The organism is Stygiolobus caldivivus (assembly GCF_019704315.1).
Taxonomy (GTDB): Archaea; Thermoproteota; Thermoprotei_A; order Sulfolobales; family Sulfolobaceae; genus Stygiolobus; species Stygiolobus caldivivus.
Map to the genome: position 1 here is coordinate 2,604,472 of NZ_AP024597.1, position 15,620 is coordinate 2,620,091.

The 15,620-nt window shown below is 38.0% G+C and carries 20 protein-coding genes; 10 read left to right on the forward strand and 10 right to left on the reverse strand.

The features are described from left to right. Positions 1-17: 17 nt before the first annotated feature. The 6 genes from KN1_RS12980 to KN1_RS13005 are packed head-to-tail and all read left to right on the forward strand — an operon-like array spanning position 18 to position 5,392. Positions 18-314 carry an ATP synthase subunit c family protein gene (locus KN1_RS12980; protein ID WP_221288050.1) on the forward strand — a complete coding sequence of 99 codons (297 nt, stop codon included), beginning with the start codon at positions 18-20 and terminating at the stop codon, positions 312-314. A 56-nt stretch (positions 315-370) separates the two neighbouring features. Further along, a complete protein-coding gene (proS, locus tag KN1_RS12985; RefSeq protein ID WP_221288051.1) occupies positions 371-1,822 on the forward strand; it encodes a proline--tRNA ligase in 1,452 nt (483 codons plus the stop codon). A gap of 35 nt (positions 1,823-1,857) precedes the next feature. Then, the gene (locus KN1_RS12990) at positions 1,858-2,145 is read left to right on the forward strand and encodes a 30S ribosomal protein S26e (protein ID WP_221288052.1); all 288 of its coding nucleotides are present in this window, start codon (positions 1,858-1,860) and stop codon (positions 2,143-2,145) included. Positions 2,146-2,201: 56 nt separating this feature from the next. After that, the gene (pdxS, locus tag KN1_RS12995) at positions 2,202-3,212 is read left to right on the forward strand and encodes a pyridoxal 5'-phosphate synthase lyase subunit PdxS (RefSeq protein ID WP_221288053.1); all 1,011 of its coding nucleotides are present in this window, start codon (positions 2,202-2,204) and stop codon (positions 3,210-3,212) included. Between the two features lie 2 nt (positions 3,213-3,214). Then, positions 3,215-3,817 (forward strand): pyridoxal 5'-phosphate synthase glutaminase subunit PdxT, encoded by a 603-nt coding sequence (pdxT, locus tag KN1_RS13000; protein WP_221288054.1) that lies wholly within the window; start codon positions 3,215-3,217, stop codon positions 3,815-3,817. A gap of 45 nt (positions 3,818-3,862) precedes the next feature. Beyond that, the gene (locus KN1_RS13005) at positions 3,863-5,392 is read left to right on the forward strand and encodes a holliday junction branch migration ATPase PINA (protein WP_221288055.1); all 1,530 of its coding nucleotides are present in this window, start codon (positions 3,863-3,865) and stop codon (positions 5,390-5,392) included. Between the two features lie 2 nt (positions 5,393-5,394). Here KN1_RS13005 and hjc read toward each other — a convergent pair whose 3' ends face one another. The 6 genes from hjc to KN1_RS13035 form a co-directional block, all read right to left on the reverse strand. Beyond that, positions 5,395-5,829: a Holliday junction resolvase Hjc gene (hjc, locus tag KN1_RS13010; protein WP_221288056.1), complete on the reverse strand. Its 435-nt coding sequence runs from the start codon at positions 5,827-5,829 to the stop codon at positions 5,395-5,397. A gap of 19 nt (positions 5,830-5,848) precedes the next feature. Then, on the reverse strand, positions 5,849-6,847 hold the full coding sequence (gene ilvC / locus KN1_RS13015; RefSeq protein WP_221288057.1) for a ketol-acid reductoisomerase: 999 nt from the start codon (positions 6,845-6,847) through the stop codon (positions 5,849-5,851). Beyond that, positions 6,828-7,223, reverse strand: a complete 396-nt coding sequence (locus KN1_RS13020; RefSeq protein ID WP_221288058.1) for an ACT domain-containing protein — start codon at positions 7,221-7,223, stop codon at positions 6,828-6,830. The genes ilvC and KN1_RS13020 overlap by 20 nt, the downstream gene beginning before the upstream one ends. Further along, positions 7,201-8,919, reverse strand: coding sequence for an acetolactate synthase large subunit (locus tag KN1_RS13025; protein WP_221288059.1), 1,719 nt, complete (start codon positions 8,917-8,919; stop codon positions 7,201-7,203). Before KN1_RS13025 ends, KN1_RS13020 begins: the two co-directional genes overlap by 23 nt. A gap of 165 nt (positions 8,920-9,084) precedes the next feature. Next, positions 9,085-9,618: a magnesium-dependent phosphatase-1 gene (locus KN1_RS13030; RefSeq protein ID WP_221288060.1), complete on the reverse strand. Its 534-nt coding sequence runs from the start codon at positions 9,616-9,618 to the stop codon at positions 9,085-9,087. Next, a complete protein-coding gene (locus KN1_RS13035; RefSeq protein WP_221288061.1) occupies positions 9,596-10,399 on the reverse strand; it encodes a GTPase in 804 nt (267 codons plus the stop codon). Before KN1_RS13035 ends, KN1_RS13030 begins: the two co-directional genes overlap by 23 nt. 34 nt (positions 10,400-10,433) lie before the next feature. Here KN1_RS13035 and KN1_RS13040 point away from each other — a divergent pair, with 34 nt between their 5' ends. Further along, on the forward strand, positions 10,434-11,384 hold the full coding sequence (locus KN1_RS13040; RefSeq protein ID WP_221288062.1) for a hypothetical protein: 951 nt from the start codon (positions 10,434-10,436) through the stop codon (positions 11,382-11,384). Here the strand turns inward: KN1_RS13040 and KN1_RS13045 are convergent. Beyond that, positions 11,374-12,216 carry a UbiA family prenyltransferase gene (locus KN1_RS13045; protein ID WP_221288063.1) on the reverse strand — a complete coding sequence of 281 codons (843 nt, stop codon included), beginning with the start codon at positions 12,214-12,216 and terminating at the stop codon, positions 11,374-11,376. The two genes, KN1_RS13040 and KN1_RS13045, sit on opposite strands and share 11 nt — an antisense overlap. Before the next feature lie 48 nt (positions 12,217-12,264). Here KN1_RS13045 and KN1_RS13050 point away from each other — a divergent pair, with 48 nt between their 5' ends. Then, the gene (locus tag KN1_RS13050; RefSeq protein ID WP_221288064.1) at positions 12,265-12,480 is read left to right on the forward strand and encodes a PolB1-binding protein PBP2 family protein; all 216 of its coding nucleotides are present in this window, start codon (positions 12,265-12,267) and stop codon (positions 12,478-12,480) included. Here the strand turns inward: KN1_RS13050 and KN1_RS13055 are convergent. Next, positions 12,439-13,302 carry an NAD(P)/FAD-dependent oxidoreductase gene (locus KN1_RS13055; protein WP_225905704.1) on the reverse strand — a complete coding sequence of 288 codons (864 nt, stop codon included), beginning with the start codon at positions 13,300-13,302 and terminating at the stop codon, positions 12,439-12,441. The genes KN1_RS13050 and KN1_RS13055 overlap by 42 nt on opposite strands. A gap of 62 nt (positions 13,303-13,364) precedes the next feature. Next, entirely contained in the window at positions 13,365-13,733 is a 369-nt protein-coding gene (gene speD / locus KN1_RS13060; protein WP_221288065.1) for an adenosylmethionine decarboxylase, read from the reverse strand. A 120-nt stretch (positions 13,734-13,853) separates the two neighbouring features. Here speD and KN1_RS13065 point away from each other — a divergent pair, with 120 nt between their 5' ends. Together KN1_RS13065 and KN1_RS13070 are read left to right on the forward strand one after the other, a co-directional pair. After that, on the forward strand, positions 13,854-14,138 hold the full coding sequence (locus tag KN1_RS13065; protein ID WP_221288066.1) for a DUF211 domain-containing protein: 285 nt from the start codon (positions 13,854-13,856) through the stop codon (positions 14,136-14,138). Beyond that, entirely contained in the window at positions 14,135-15,100 is a 966-nt protein-coding gene (locus KN1_RS13070; RefSeq protein ID WP_221288067.1) for a TIGR00269 family protein, read from the forward strand. The genes KN1_RS13065 and KN1_RS13070 overlap by 4 nt, the downstream gene beginning before the upstream one ends. Here KN1_RS13070 and KN1_RS13075 read toward each other — a convergent pair. Further along, positions 15,076-15,609 carry a cob(I)yrinic acid a,c-diamide adenosyltransferase gene (locus KN1_RS13075; protein WP_221288068.1) on the reverse strand — a complete coding sequence of 178 codons (534 nt, stop codon included), beginning with the start codon at positions 15,607-15,609 and terminating at the stop codon, positions 15,076-15,078. The genes KN1_RS13070 and KN1_RS13075 overlap by 25 nt on opposite strands. Positions 15,610-15,620: the final 11 nt, after the last annotated feature.

The following is a 15,620-nucleotide window of genomic DNA, read 5'->3' on the forward strand; positions in this document are numbered from 1 at the left end:
TAACGGAGTGTTCTACTATGAGGAAAATTTTGCTCGCATCTCTACTAATACCGATCTTAGTAGCTACTTTATCGTCTGCTCAGACTGGTTTAGGGACTGAACTAGCAGGAATTAATATAGGTGCAGGTCTTGCTATAGGCTTAGCTGCTGTGGGTGCAGGAGTAGCTGTAGGGATGGCTGCAGCTGCAGGTATTGGTGTGCTGACAGAAAGAAGGGATATGTTCGGAACAATTCTGATTTTCGTGGCTATAGGTGAAGGAATAGCCGTATACGGTATATTGTTTGCAATATTAATGTTATTCGCAAAGGTGTAAAGAGGTTTAAAAAGATAAAAATGCTTTTTTAGCTCTTCGTTTTCTTTCCTCTTGCAATGAAAATAACAAGAGAAAAATGGGAAAAGAACTTTTCCGAATGGTTCGATTGGGTTCTAAGGGAAGGTGAGTTTTATGACTATGGTAGATATCCAGTAAAAGGGGTAGGTATATGGTTACCTTACGGTTTTAAAATAAGAAGAGCAGTTACTGAAATAATCAGAAATTTACTAGACTCTACAGGTCATGAAGAGGTCCTTTTCCCTCTATTGATCCCTGAAGATTTGTTACGAAAGGAGTCAGAACATATCAGGGGATTTGAAGGAGAGGTCTATTGGGTAACAAGAGGTGGTTCAGAGAATTTAGATGTTATGCTAGCTTTAAGGCCAACTAGTGAGACTTCCATAACTTTTATGGAATCCTTATGGATAAGTAGTTACAAGCAATTACCTAAAAAATATTATCAAATTGTAAGTGTATTTAGATACGAGACTAAGGCTACAAGACCAATGATAAGGCTTAGAGAACTAACTACGTTTAAAGAAGCACATACTGTCCACGAGAGTTATGATGATGCGGAGAGGCAAGTTAAAGAAGCAATTGATATTTATAAGAAGTTCTTTGATGAACTCGGTATACCTTATATAATCTCAAAAAGGCCAGATTGGGATAAGTTCGCCGGTGCTATCTATACTATAGCTTTTGATACTATAATGCCTGATTCAAGAGTCCTGCAGATAGGGACAGTACACCATTTAGGCCAGCATTTTAGCAAAGTATTTGATTTCAAAATCCAAAAGAAAGACGGGTCGTTAGATTATCCACATCAAACTAGTTATGGGATATCTGACAGAGTAATAGCTGCATTAATTGCCTTAAACGGTGATGATCACGGCCCCGTCTTAAACCCTAAAATAGCACCAATTAAAGTTGTTATAATACCTATACCTGCAAAGGACGAAGAAACTAATAAAAAGATCATGGACTATTGTGATAATATTTCTGCTGAGTTGAACAAGAACTCTATATCAAACATAGTAGATAAAGATCCCGATAGAACCCCTGGTGAAAAATACTATATATGGGAGTTAAAAGGAGTACCTTTGAGGATAGAAATAGGCCAGAGAGAGGTTAATAATAATACAGTATTTGTAAAAAGACGAGACACCTTTCAAGGAGCAGCAATTCAGAGGACTGAGCTAGTTCCTAAAATTCTAGACTTATTATCACAAGTAGCTGAGGATCTAAGAGATAACGCGCGTGAATTTATGCAGGCTAAGATTAAACTTGTAGAAGACGTTGAACAAGCTAAAGCCATGCTTGAAAATAGGTCGGGAGTAGTAGAGGTACCATGGTGTGGAGATAATAATTGTGGACTAAAACTTGAGGAATTGACTAATAGTAGAGTTTTGGGTTCTCCTTATGACTCTCCTAAGGATGTTTCTAATAAAGTATGTGTAGTTTGTAAAAAACCAGCAAAAGATACTCTAAGGTTAGCAAAAACTTATTAAAAGGGAAGAGATGGTTAAAATAAGGGTGTTAATTTTTGCCTAAGAAAAGAGAGAACAGAGGAAGAAGAAAAGGCGATAAAGGACATGTAGGGTACATATCTTGTGATCAATGCGGTGCAAGAGTCCCTGAGGATAAAGCTATTTGTGTGACTAAACCTTATAGTCCGGTAGACCCTGCGTTAGCAGCCGAACTGGAGAAAAAAGGGGCTATTATCAGTAGATACCCAGTAACAAAGTGCTACTGTGTCAACTGTGCAGTATATCTGGGTATTATCAAAATCAGACCCGAAAATGAAAGAAAACAGAAAGCTAAACTTTATTGATCTCCCAAATTTGCTTATAACAAAGTTTTTTAAATTAATCCTCTGCATGTCTTTTTATGAGACTTTATGAACTTAGCTTTTATGAAATTGAAAGTTTTTTCTACAAACTAGCTGAAATTAAAGATATACTAAAAGATGATAATTTGCTACAAGTATCACCTACACTTGAAAAGGGGGACATATTACAAGGTACTTCAATGGTAAAACATGCCTTTCCTATATTCCAGAAAGGCGGAGTTGTGATGGATGTCACTAACGTTACTCAGGCACAGATCGCTGAGGACGCAGGTGCCACCGCAGTTATGGTCTTAGACAAATTACCTTATGATGTCAGGAAAAGTGGCGGTGTAGCTAGGATGGCTGACCCTAAAATAATTGAGGAAGTTATGACTTCGATTACTATACCCGTGATGGCTAAGGTTAGGATAGGTCATTATTATGAGGCTCGAGTGCTAGAAGCATTAGGCGTAGATATGATTGATGAAAGTGAGGTATTAACTCCAGCTGATGAAGAGCACCATATAAACAAGTGGCAATTTAAGGTACCATTTGTAAACGGTGCTAGGAGCTTAGGAGAAGCATTAAGGAGGATAAACGAAGGAGCTTCTATGATTAGGACTAAGGGAGAAGCTGGTACCGGAAATGTTAGCGAAGCAGTTAAGCATATAAAGTTAATTAATAGTGAAATCGCTCAATTACTTTCAATGAGTGAGGAAGATAGATTAAAGAAATCTAGAGAATTACAAGTTCCGTATCAATTGGTTGAACTTACCGTGAAGCTAAAGAGACTACCGGTAGTAAACTTTGCTGCTGGCGGAATAGCGACACCTGCTGACGCCGCATTGATGATGTGGTTAGGTGCAGATGGTGTATTCGTAGGGTCAGGAATTTTCAAAAGTTCAGATCCAGATCAAAGAGCTAAGGCAGTAGTCCTAGCTACTGCAAATTGGGAAGACCCAGAAATAGTCCTTGAAGCTCAGAAAATGATTAGCGAGAGTAAAAGTATGATGGGTATTGACATTAAAACGCTTAAACCAGAAGAACTGCTACAAGTAAGAGGTAGTTGAACATGAAAATCGGTGTGCTTGCGTATCAAGGTAGTTTTGAGGAACACGCGCTACAGCTAAAGAGGGCAATGAGTAGACTTAATTTCCAAGGAGAGATTAAACCAGTTAAAAAAAGCAGTGACCTAAAAGAGCTGGACGGGATAATTATACCAGGAGGGGAGAGCACCACAATAGGTATTGTAGCCCAAAAGCTGGGTGTATTAAGCGATTTAAAAGCTAAGATTAGCGAAGGACTCCCCGTCCTCGGGACTTGTGCAGGAGCAATTATGTTAGCTAAGGATGTAGCAGATGCAAAGGTCTTAAAGAAGTCTCAACCACTGATAGGAGAAATGGATATTCAAGTTATCAGGAACTATTATGGCAGACAAAGGGAAAGCTTCGAAGCTACTCTTGATTTCTCTGCAATAGGCGGAGAAAAAGGGAAGGCTGTGTTCATCAGGGCGCCTGCTATAGTTAAGGCTTGGGGAGATTCTAGGCCACTGATTACTCTTCAGGGTATTATAGTTATGGCTGAGGAGAAAAACATGTTAGCTACTACTTTCCATCCTGAGTTATCAGATACGTCGATTGTGCATGAGTATTTCCTTAAGCACGTCAAGAGATAATTTATTATTTTTCCACTGACTAATTTCAAATAGGGTATTTTTACATTGCCACCGAAAGACCTATTACCTGATAAGTCAGCTTTAGTCCACGGTCTATCAAAATATATCTTGGAGCACAAGCTTTACGGTAATATTTTAGTACACAAAACACTGTTAAATGAGTTAGAAAAAGAAGCCCGGGAGGGTCTTGTAACTGCTGAAATAGCCCTAGAAGAGGTCTCAAGGTTAAGGGATTTAAGTGAAGAGCTACTCGTGAGTTTTGAAATTGTAGGAGATGAACCTAGGTATTTTTCTGTAAATGAAGCATTACGTGACTATTGTATAAGAAGGGGATGCACACTAGTTACCGCTGACTCTATTCAACAGAGGTTAGCCGAAAGTTTAGGAGTTGACGTTATCTTATTAACTCCTGAAATAACTGCGTTGACTATAGATACATTGTTTGATGAAAGTACAATGAGTGTTCACTTGAAAGAAGGCACTACTCCAAAAGCAAAAAAAGGTAAACCTGGAAATTGGCAGTTCGTAGAATTAGCTCAGACCCCCCTAAGCGGGCATGATATCAAGAAGATTGTAAATGAGATTTTATCCGCAGTTGACTACGTTAAGGACTCTTTCATAGAGATAGAGAGAAAGGGTTCTACCATCATTCAGTTGGGCAACTACAGAATAGTAATAATAAGGCCTCCACTCAGCGACGGTTGGGAAGTCACTATAACAAGGCCAGTAGCAAGAAAAAGATTAGAAGACTATAACTTAAACGATAAGCTGTTATCCAGATTGAGAGATAGAGCAGAGGGGATAATTATAGCAGGCTCACCTGGTATGGGGAAGACTACATTTGCACAAGCTCTAGCTGAATTTTACATGAGGATGAATAAGGTGGTTAAGACTATTGAGTCTCCAAGAGATATGCATTTACCTCCTGAAATTACCCAGTACTCTAAGAATTATGCTGAAGTAGGAGAATTGCACGATATCCTTCTACTAAGCAGGCCTGACTATACTGTATATGACGAGATGAGAAATGATGAGGACTTCAAGTTGTACATCGATTTAAGACTAGCTGGAATAGGAATGATAGGCGTTGTCCATGCTACTTCTCCTATAGATGCTATTCATCGTTTTATTAATAGGGTGGACATAGGGACTATCCCTAATATATTAGATACAATAGTTTTCATACATTCAGGAAATGTAGCTAAGGTTTACAGCCTCGACATGACAGTTAAAGTACCTACCGGTCTGAAAGAGGCCGATTTAGCCAGACCAGTGGTAGAGGTTAAAGACCTTATTTCTGATAAGGTTGAGTACGAAATTTATGTCTTTGGTGAACAAACAATGATAGTACCAGTAGCCAGCATATCTGCTAGAGCCGGTAACAGTATTCAGAGGAGGCTAGAGAACTTAATCAGTAATATTATCCCCTCAGCGTCAGTAACTTATGAAAACGGAGAATACGTTATAACTATCCCTAAAGAGGGGATAGGTCTATTTAATAAACGCGTCGTTACTAAATTAAAAAAATATGAAAAGAAATATGGTATAAGGACAAGGATTAGGTTCCCAGAATAGTTTCACATAAAGAAATCTAATGTTTTGCTTAATTTTGCATCTACGTATCGTACTAGGTCGTCAAATACCATTCCTGAAGCTAGTATATCTAGGTCTACTACATAATTTCCAGCGTCTGTTTTTCTTAAATTATCGAATTTAACAAAGCGTAATTCTTTTTCTATTTTAGCACCTAAAAATAGTTCCCCACCACTCCTTCGGGCAAATTCTTTAATACCTTCAGCTTGCTCTTTTTCAATGTATATTTTACTCCCGTTTTTTCTACTCTTCATTTCAATAAGTATTATAATCCCTGATTTCATTGCTATAATATCCGGGACATGGTCTTTTCTTTTAGCACCACTTGCAGGTGCTCGAATTACAGCAAAACCTTTATCCCTAAGCCTTGAAACAATATAACGTTCTAAAGAAGTACCTCTACTTTTATTTGACGCCACAAGGTATATAATAAAAATTTTAAGATTTAGGTTTTCCTCTTAGAGAGATCTCCCTTACTTCTCTACCTACTTTCTCTTCTAAACTATTTTCTAACTCTTGTACGCCCTGCTTTAATGTTGGTACACCTTTTCCATATTCTTCTACCCATTGGTTCGCAAACTCCCCGCTTTTTATTTTCTCTAGGACTTCTTTCATTCTTTTCTTTACACTTTCATCGATAACATATTTTCCTGAGGTTAGTCCTCCATACTTTGCCGTGTCTGACACGGCTTTAAACATTCCGCTGAATCCCTTTTCATAAATTAGGTCTACGATCATCTTCATTTCATTGATAGTCTCGTAATAAGCTATTTCTGGTTGATAACCGGCTTCGACTAGTACCTGAAACGCTGACCTCATTAATTGGGTTATGCCCCCTACTAGGTCAACTTGCTCTCCGAATAAATCAGTCTCGGTCTCCTCTTTAAATGTAGTTTCGATTACTCCAGCCCTAGTCGCACCTAGTGCTTTAGCTATGGCTAACGCTTTTTCCAGTGCCTTTCCAGAATAGTTTTGATGTACGGCTACTAAAGCAGGGACTCCTCCGCCTTTAACAAAATATTCTCTAACTATGGGTCCTGGTCCTTTTGGTGCTATCATGTAAACATCGACGTCTTTTGGTGGTTCTATTAACCTATAATGGATGTTAAAACCATGGGCGAAGACCAGGTCATTTCCAGACCTTAAATTAGGCTTAACTCTTTCTAGGTATACAGTCCTCTGTACCATATCAGGTATCAGGAAAATTATTATATCGGAATTCTTTACTGCATCTTCTGTATGCATAGGACTAAATCCGTCTTTTTTAGCTTGTTCCCAGGATTTACCTTCTCTCTCTAGCCCTACTACCACTTTTAGTCCAGAGTCCCTTAAGTTCTGAGCCCATGCGTGACCTTGGCTCCCGTATCCTAGGACTGCTATTGTCTTGTCTTTTATTGGGTCTAGACTTGCGTCTTTATCAGTATACAGTTTTGCCACTTACGATCCCCCAACTTAGTGTAGTTACTTTTGAGAATGATGGTTTAAAAATTACTATGTCATATTCTTTTGCCTCAAACGGTTCTCCTCTAATTACAGTACCATCTCTCTTTATGATATATGTAGATACGGTCGCGTCATCTAAGACCTCAACTTTTTCTACATCTACCGTCTTGCTCAAGTTTTGTATAGCTATTTCAAAGTTACTGGTATAGGGAATACCCATATATATCTCATACAGTCCATCATCTGAGACTTTTCTACCTTGGATCCAGTTTATATCCATTAACAGCTTCCTAAACGCCCCTGCCACTCTTTCAAGGTAGCCTGGATCTCTATAATAACCTATAACTCTAACTACCTTTTCTTGGGTCACGTAATATCACCTGTTTAAGCCTACCTCCAGGAGGTAAGGTTGGTAAAGCTAATTCCTCTTTATCTATCGGGACTCTTATAACTGCAGGAATGTCCTCCTTAATAGCCGACTTTATAGATTTTTCTATCTCTTCATAGCTAGTTGCATTAAAGGCTAAGGCTCCGAATGCCTCCGCAAGCTTTATAAAGTCTGGAGATGGCCCGTAATCGACACCTACTACTCTACGGTTAAAGAATAGGTCTTGGACTTGCCTTACTAGCCCTAATGTCCTATTGTCGAATACCACTGAGATTACGGGTATATGTTCGTCAACTGCTGTAGCTAGGTTAGTCCCAGTCATAAGGAATGATCCATCTCCATCTAGGTCTACTACGACTTTATCGGGTTTGGCTAACTTTGCGCCCATTGCTGCCGGTAACCCAAAGCCCATGGTTCCCATACCGGTTGACGATAAGAACGTCCTAGGTTCTAGCACTTCCCAGAAAACTTCAGCCCACATTTGGTGCTGTCCTACACCGGTAGTCACTATAGCATCTCTCGGTATCGTGTTCCTTATCGTCTTTAGAACTTTCCACGGTTTTAACTTATTTGGCTCGTCGTGGTAATAGAACTGTGCATAATATTCTTTATACTCTTTGAGCCTTTTTAACCATGGGCTATAGTCGTTCTTTTTGCCTAATTCGATTATAGCCTTAGTCAATTCTCTCAATAGGATTTTTGCGTTACCTACTAAATTCACATCTACCCTTATCGCTCTCTCTCCGTCGGAAGGATCAATATTTATCATAATGAACTTCTTTCTCGTCTCTATCATTTCGTCGTAAGACGTTATTGTCCTATCGCTGAACCTTGCCCCTACTACTAGCATTGCGTCTGATTCTAGTGCCGCCATTGATGCTTCTGCTCTACCATAATACCCCATAGGCCCGAAGTAGAGAGGATGGTCATGAGGTATTGCAGACTTACCTGGGAATGTAGATATTATGGGTATGTGTAGTAACTCAGCCAGCTCTAAAACTTCTTGTGTGGCGTTAGACCATACTACACCAGTTCCTACCAGAATTATAGGTCTTTCAGCGTTGATTAAAATCTCAGCAGCTCTCTTTAGTTTTTGCCTATCTATTATTGTTGGTAGTTCTTTATATCCTCTTACCATAGGCTTCTCTGGCCATTTAACTTCATCCATTTTCTCATAGAATATATCTCTTGGGATATCTACTACAACAGGCCCTGGTCTTCCAGTAGTTGCTATATAAAATGCGTTTTTAACCCATAACGGTATTTCTTCTAATTTCTTGACCTCAACTACGTATTTCGTTATATGTTCAAATACTCCCATTGCGTCAGCTTCTTGGAATGCCATTTTACCTATCGAAGCCCTGGGTACTTGTCCTGTTATTGCTACTACTGGAGATGAGTCCCAATACGCTGTTATTAGTCCAGTTACTAAATTTGTAGCTCCGGGCCCTGAGGTCGCTGTACAAACACCAGGTATTCCTGAGGCTCTTGCATACCCATCGGCTGCATGAGCTGCCGCTTGTTCATGTCTCATTAGTACGTGTCTTAATTCGCCGTTTTGGAGGTCCTCGACAAACGCGTCATATATCTGCATGTTTGATAAGCCTGGTATTCCGAAGATTACCTTTACTCCTTCTCTTTTGAGAGAATCTATTAATATTCTAGCTCCTGTTGGCATGTTTATACACCCCTAACAAAATTAGATCTAATAGAATTTCCAAACATATATTTTCTTTTATCTCCCCTTTTTTGAACTGAAAATTTAGGAGAAAACTTAGTCGACTTGGAGGGTACAGTCACCTATCATCTTTTTCACAAACAAAAGTGAGTGTGTTTTAAATTTTTAAGCATTACTGTAGTTCTTTTCACTTAGCTTCTTTGAATTATAAATAGTTTTTATTTTTTCTATGATTTGTTTATGATTATTGACATCACTCCACATCTCTAAACAATTGACATCACCCACATAGAGCCATGTATTTCCAAAATGCACTCTGCGGTCGTCAATAAATAAAATTTCATTCGGTTTTATTTCTACTTTTTTCAGCAACCTAAACATAGAGATAATATGGCTAATATAAATAAATTTAAAAGGATATTCCCTAGAAATAATAAGGTCAAAATACTCTTTTAATTTTAGGGCAGACAAAACGGCCTCGGTTTTTTCCGGTATATTCCATGTCGCTAATGCTAAGTAAAAACCCATATCTTTCAATTCATATAGAGTTTCTCTTACGTCGGGGAAAAGGGTTACTCTATGACCGTTTGAGTCCTCTATACTATCTTCGTTTAATATTTTTAGCGGGGGCTTTAGGGCAGATATATTTGAGTGATCCCATAACGTCTTATCCGCGTCAAATACTACTACTTTTATCATCTGTCATTACATCTGGTGGATAGGAGTAATAAATTATTTTGCCGTCATGGTAATCTCTAATTAGCGTCTTGGCTGCCTCGTCGATATTGGGTTCTTTACTTGTTTTATATATCCACCCACGTTTTAAGGCTAGTTTATTTAGGAAGTCGTAAAAATCAGAGAAGTCTAATCCATATATCTCCTTTATTGTATTTGTATTAAATTCTTGTATTCTATCGAATAATAACTTAGCTGCTTTTACTGGATCTTCTAATTTATCTACGTTTATTCCTCTTATCACTCTCTCTAGTTCATTTCCGTCGGGGGGTATTATACCGGGTGTATCCCACACGTATAGTCTTGAATCAATTCGAAAAAGTTGCACTGCCTTAGTATATCCAGAACTCATTGGGAACTTTGATGTGGTAGCTGAGTGTCTCCCCTTTAGCGCATTTATTATAGACGACTTACCGGTCTTGGGATATCCCACTAATAACGCTTTTCCCTCTCTCTTGGCTAATAATTCCTTAATCTTGTCCCTGAGGATCTTAGTGCCCAGGTGGTTTGTAGCGGAAATATAAACTGTAGGGATTCCATCATTTTTCTCTATGTACTCTTTCCATTTCTGTAGCACTTCTAAAGGGATTAGGTCCCCCTTGTTTAAGACAATTAAGAGTCTTTTCTTTTTTCTCATTACAAAATTCTCGATTTTTCTAGATCTAGTTAAGTCAGGTTCACGTGAATCTAATACCTCTATTATGACGTCTGACTTGTTAATTAGGGCAAGTATACTCCTTATCATTCACTTTATTTTTGGTGATGAGGTTATTAATAATATGCCAACGGGAAACATGGTGACATTCGACAGAGGCTCATTTACTGGTACCATTGATTATGATTTCTTTATAAATCCAATTAAACTTGGAGCGTCAGAGAAAGAATTTAATTATGTTATAGACTTAGATAATAAACCTGAGAAAGTCTATGTAATATTAAACATAGAGAGGAACAAAAACGTAGACCCGAAATGGAGGTTATGGCTAAATGACTTCTCGCTAACTAAAGAGTTCAGACCTAATATCGAAGTTGAAGACGGGGTTCATAAGATCTCGTCAATTATCTATGATATTTCACCTCTAGTTAAACAGGGGAGGAATGAATTTCTTATAGCGTATAGGGGAATACATGAAATAACGTTAGAAAGTATTGGGCATGTAGTATTTTATAAAGCGGAGAAGTTTGAAACCAGATATGACCTGATGGCAGGGGTGCTAATCCTTAAACCGGGTGATGAATTAAAATTTGACTGTTTTGGGGAGTGTCACCTTGTGGCTAAAAATAATGGAAAAGACGCCAGATTACTAATAGACGATTATCAGGTTTCCGGAGAGAATGATATTGAGGAAGTAAGGTTAAACAAACACGGAAATATATATGTAAAATTTATCTCATCAGAGAAGTCTAAATCATTAGCTTATATATACAACTTTTATAGTATTAACTACAAAATTCCAACGATTGACCTAGAGGTTAATACTCAGTTAGACGATCAGGGAGTTAATATTTCAATTAAAAATCTAAGCGAGGTTGAACTAGATAAAATAATAGTTAACGTCCTCCTAAATGGGCTCTCGATCAACTATAAGATGTTCAATAATATTGAGTCCCTACGCTCTCTGGATTTCAAAGTAGCACTACCGCCAAATAGAAAAGGGAACTTATTGATCAGAGTCGTGGGGGTGAAAAGCGGGTTTAGGAAAACTTTTGATAAGTCTGTTATAATATGAGAGAGAAGCTACCTATAATAAACGCTAGCATAGTCCCGATCGCATATACTTTCATTAGACTTCTAGCTTTGGCGGAACTCTGTATGTCTTCTTTAAGTAGCAGGATATAAACTAGGAGGATATCGAGTAATAAAATCGAAATTAAATACAAGATATTGAAACCTAGCAGATAAGGTAACGGAGATGTAATTACTAGGATTAATAGGATCGTCTTAGAGATTTTCCATGTCTTACTAATTCCTATCCTTACGGCAAGGGTCTTAACGTAATTTTCCTTATCTCCTTCATAATCTTCTATCCCCTTTATAAATTCTCTTACTAGAGTAAAGAAAAAAATATACAAGGTAGGTATTGAGACCCAATAAAGCCAATCACCGGAAAAGTAAGCTAACCCACCGTAAAATGCGGAAAGCGCTGAGGTTAAGGCTACTATTAAGTTCCCTACTAGACCGCTCCTCTTGAGAGATGAGGCATATAAAAATAGTAATATTACCGTAACTAGTGCTACTAAAAATTGGGCTAGCCCTAAAAGTGCCGACAAAGCTATCCCTACTAATGAAGTAATATAGGACAAGTTTCTAGCCCTATTAAGGCTTATTGCACCAGACGGAATAGGTCTATAAGGCTTGTTTATCCGGTCGATTTCTACGTCGTAGACGTCGTTTATAACGTAACCGCCAGTTGCAACAAACGCAACAACTAGCATCGCTATTATCACTTTTAACGGTATTATATGCCAATGTGATGACACGAGGTAACCCATTAAAGCGGAAATTGCTGATCCTATAACGTTATGGATCCTCACTAGCTGTAGATAAGGTTTTACCGCCATAATTAAATTAAATAATTAGTAGGAATCTTAAAAGGTGAGCGAATATTGGTGCAAGAAGATGATGATATTAATATCGCTATAAAATATTTTAAAAACGTTATTTCAGTAGGGGAGATAATAGCAGTTAGGGAGTTAAAGGCATTGGGAGTTAAGGAACCCGAAAAAGCTGTATCAAAACTAATCGAGATGGGTGTGATAGAGAAGGGTGAAGGCTGTTATAATCTAGTGAGAAATAGACCTGAGGCTCCTTCTGATAAAAAGTGAGTGCAGGTCAAATTCCTCGCCCGCATTAAGTGTCTTGCCGTTAAGTACAGTGAAGCCAATTTTAAGGGCTAGTCCCCAAAACTTTTCTGTAATTTCCAGAATTTTCTGTTGCCTAGAGATTTCCTTAGAAAGTTGTCTAAACTTAGACAAGTGTTCCCTTTCATCTTCCTCATAAACTATTTTCTTAATAGTAGGTAACATTTCAGATATAGAAAATATTCCACCACCGGTGAAAATCTTAATTAAACCTAGTACATCTCCTATTCCTCTCCTTACGTAAGTAGGTCTTGGCCTCGGTATTCCTCCCCCGTGTACCTCTAATATACGTTTATTTATTTTAGGGATGAATTTGTCAGGCATCTTATACCCTAATGCACCTACTAAAGTGCCGTAAGGTAGAGGGACAATCCACGAGAATCCCCCTTTATTCCTCTCATCAAAAAATACGTCTATAGTTTCGGAGTCTATCGGCTCTGTTAAGTACTCAATTGCTTTTACCCACTTGCTCTTCCCTTTCCATCCAGAGGCGTTAATTACTAGCCCCTCTATCTTTTCTTCTTCATTTAAGAGAATTGAATTATTAATTATTTTCACATCGCTTCGTAGTCTTATTTCTACGTTTTGAGATATATACTTCTCAAGCTTAACCCTATTTAATCTAAGCACATCGGTTTTTATTTCTATTATTTTATCTTTATAGTGGAAAAAAATAGTTTTAAAACCTCTATCTATAAATTCTCTCGGAATGTTTAGTTTCTCAAAGGTAGTCCTGCTAATTATACCAGTGCATTTCTTGCCTACAGTATATTTCCTATCAAACACTACGGGATTTACATCTCTTACCTGATATGCGGTTAGTAACCCTGCTATACCTCCTCCTACTATCAGAACTCTGATGATCTATCAGCCTCATTCATAGTATATCTTTTTGCCCTTAATTGCTCAACTATATATTGGAAGGCCCTTCTTGGATCTGTGTGAGGACCGCATGAGTAAACGTCAACTGTTGCAAAATCGTATTCAGGCCATGTATGTATAGTTACATGGCTTTCTAGGACAATAGCTACGACACTTACTCCGTCTCCTATCTTCCATGATTTTATATCTAGTAGCGTCATATTCCCTACTGCGACAGCGTTCTTTACAATGTTTTCTAATGCTTCTTTATCTCTCAGTATATTGGTATCGCACTCATATAATGAACCGTAAACTTGTTTTCCGACTACTTTTGGTGCACTTATTACCCCCATCATACCCTAACCCCCCATAGTTAAGAGGGTATTCACTTATTTTTAAATTTTTAACCCTATTTTTACCTTATAAGTAGGTCAAGTTTTTAATGAGAATTTTACATAAGATCAACTGATCGAGAATTGGCAATTAGGAGACTTGTCCTTGACGTCCTAAAACCTATTAGGGGGACATCACTAGTCGAATTAGCTGAGAAAGTCTCATCTTTAGACGGAATTGAAGGCGTTAATATAAGCGTTACAGATATGGACGTAGAGACTATGGGGTTAATGATCGTGATTGAAGGTACTAATATAAACTTCGAAGAGGTGAAACAGACACTTGAAAATCAGGGATGTGCTATTCATAGTATAGATGAGGTCGTAAGCGGTAATAAGATGGTCGAAGGTAGAGTGAAGGAAAAATGATTTGTGATAATTGTAAAGTTAGAGAAGCTGAAGTTTATCAAGCTCACAGCGGGAAAAGGCTGTGTAGGAAATGTTTTATGAAAGATATAAGGGAAAGAGTTAAGAAAGAGAGTCTAAAAATAGGTCTAGATAAAGCAAGCAAGATCTTACTTGCGGTGTCTGGCGGTAAGGATAGCTATGTTTTAGCAGACACTCTATCTTCGTTTATAGACTCAAATAAGCTGATAGCATATAATATTACCGAAGGTATACAAGGATATAACAGATATGAACAGATAGTCCAACTGAAGCGGTATTTATCATCGTTAGGGATTGAACTCATCGAAGACAGTTTCAAGCAAGGCGTGGGTCATACATTAGACGAGATGATGAAGTATTCAAGGAATAAGGGACTTAACGTTTCGGCTTGTACCTTCTGCGGCGGGTTCAGAAGGAAACTTATAAACAACGCTGGTAGAACAGTATCTGCCGACTACGTTGCTACGGGCCATAATTTAGATGACGAAGTTCAGGCTATAATAGTTAATTTAATACGCGGGGATATAATTAGGCTAATAAGATTTGCGGATAAACCCATAAAACTCAGCTCTAAATTTGTACTTAGAGTAAAGCCTTTAAGGAGGGTATATGAGTGGGAGACTACTCTTTACGCTTACTATGGCGGTTACCAGTTCCAAGAAGTAGAGTGTCCATATATATCAACAAAGCCCACGCTAAGGTCTAAGGTGAGGGAACTTCTTTACACCCTAGAAGATAAAAAACCTGGTGCGTTATTATCAATCTTAGACGAATTCGATAAAATTGCTGAAAAAGTCAGAAAACAATCCGAGTTAAAAGAAGAATTACCTACTTGTAAAATATGCGGTGAACCTACAAGTTACGGCAGGGAAATATGTAAAAATTGTGAATTATTAATCTCCTCAGGGCTATTAGACCCTCACCAGAACTTGCCAATATCGTAAATATTCTCTTCAATACCCCTCCTTTTATTAGCAGCTAGTGCCATAGCAAACAGTAATGATGACAGTCTATTAAGATAAGTAATTATCATTTTGTTCATTTCTGGTAAATCTTTAGAATACTTAACTGCATTTCTTTCTATTCTCCTGCACACACTCCTTGTTATATGTATTAATGAAGCTTCTTCGCTCCCACCTGGTATTACGAAAAGTTTCACAGCACCGGTCTCTTTTCTATACGAAGTAGTCCTTTCCTCTAACCATTTTACATGGTCCATGGTTATTTTCTTTTTTGTGCCGTTTGTAGATAGGTCTTCTCCAATCTCAAAAAGGGTGTATTGGACTTTCTTTATATCATTTTTCATATCGCCCCACGGTAGCTTTGAGTTTAAGTAACCTAAATAAGAGTTTAGTTCGTCTATATCCCCCAGGAAATTAACTAACGGAGAATCTTTTCCCACTCTCTTACTAATTACATTTGTTGAACCATCATCGCCTTCTCTTGTAAACACAGTATACTTTA

Bases quoted from the DNA above. Each gene is read 5' to 3' on its own strand.
- KN1_RS12980 (WP_221288050.1), top strand. From the start codon at position 18: ATGAGGAAAATTTTGCTCGCATCTCTACTAATACCGATCTTAGTAGCT.
- proS (WP_221288051.1), top strand. From the start codon at position 371: ATGAAAATAACAAGAGAAAAATGGGAAAAGAACTTTTCCGAATGGTTC.
- pdxS (WP_221288053.1), top strand. From the start codon at position 2,202: ATGAGACTTTATGAACTTAGCTTTTATGAAATTGAAAGTTTTTTCTAC.
- pdxT (WP_221288054.1), top strand. From the start codon at position 3,215: ATGAAAATCGGTGTGCTTGCGTATCAAGGTAGTTTTGAGGAACACGCG.
- KN1_RS13025 (WP_221288059.1), bottom strand. From the start codon at position 8,919: ATGCCAACAGGAGCTAGAATATTAATAGATTCTCTCAAAAGAGAAGGA.
- KN1_RS13030 (WP_221288060.1), bottom strand. From the start codon at position 9,618: ATGATAAAAGTAGTAGTATTTGACGCGGATAAGACGTTATGGGATCAC.
- KN1_RS13035 (WP_221288061.1), bottom strand. From the start codon at position 10,399: ATGATAAGGAGTATACTTGCCCTAATTAACAAGTCAGACGTCATAATA.
- KN1_RS13040 (WP_221288062.1), top strand. From the start codon at position 10,434: ATGCCAACGGGAAACATGGTGACATTCGACAGAGGCTCATTTACTGGT.
- KN1_RS13045 (WP_221288063.1), bottom strand. From the start codon at position 12,216: ATGGCGGTAAAACCTTATCTACAGCTAGTGAGGATCCATAACGTTATA.
- speD (WP_221288065.1), bottom strand. From the start codon at position 13,733: ATGATGGGGGTAATAAGTGCACCAAAAGTAGTCGGAAAACAAGTTTAC.
- KN1_RS13070 (WP_221288067.1), top strand. From the start codon at position 14,135: ATGATTTGTGATAATTGTAAAGTTAGAGAAGCTGAAGTTTATCAAGCT.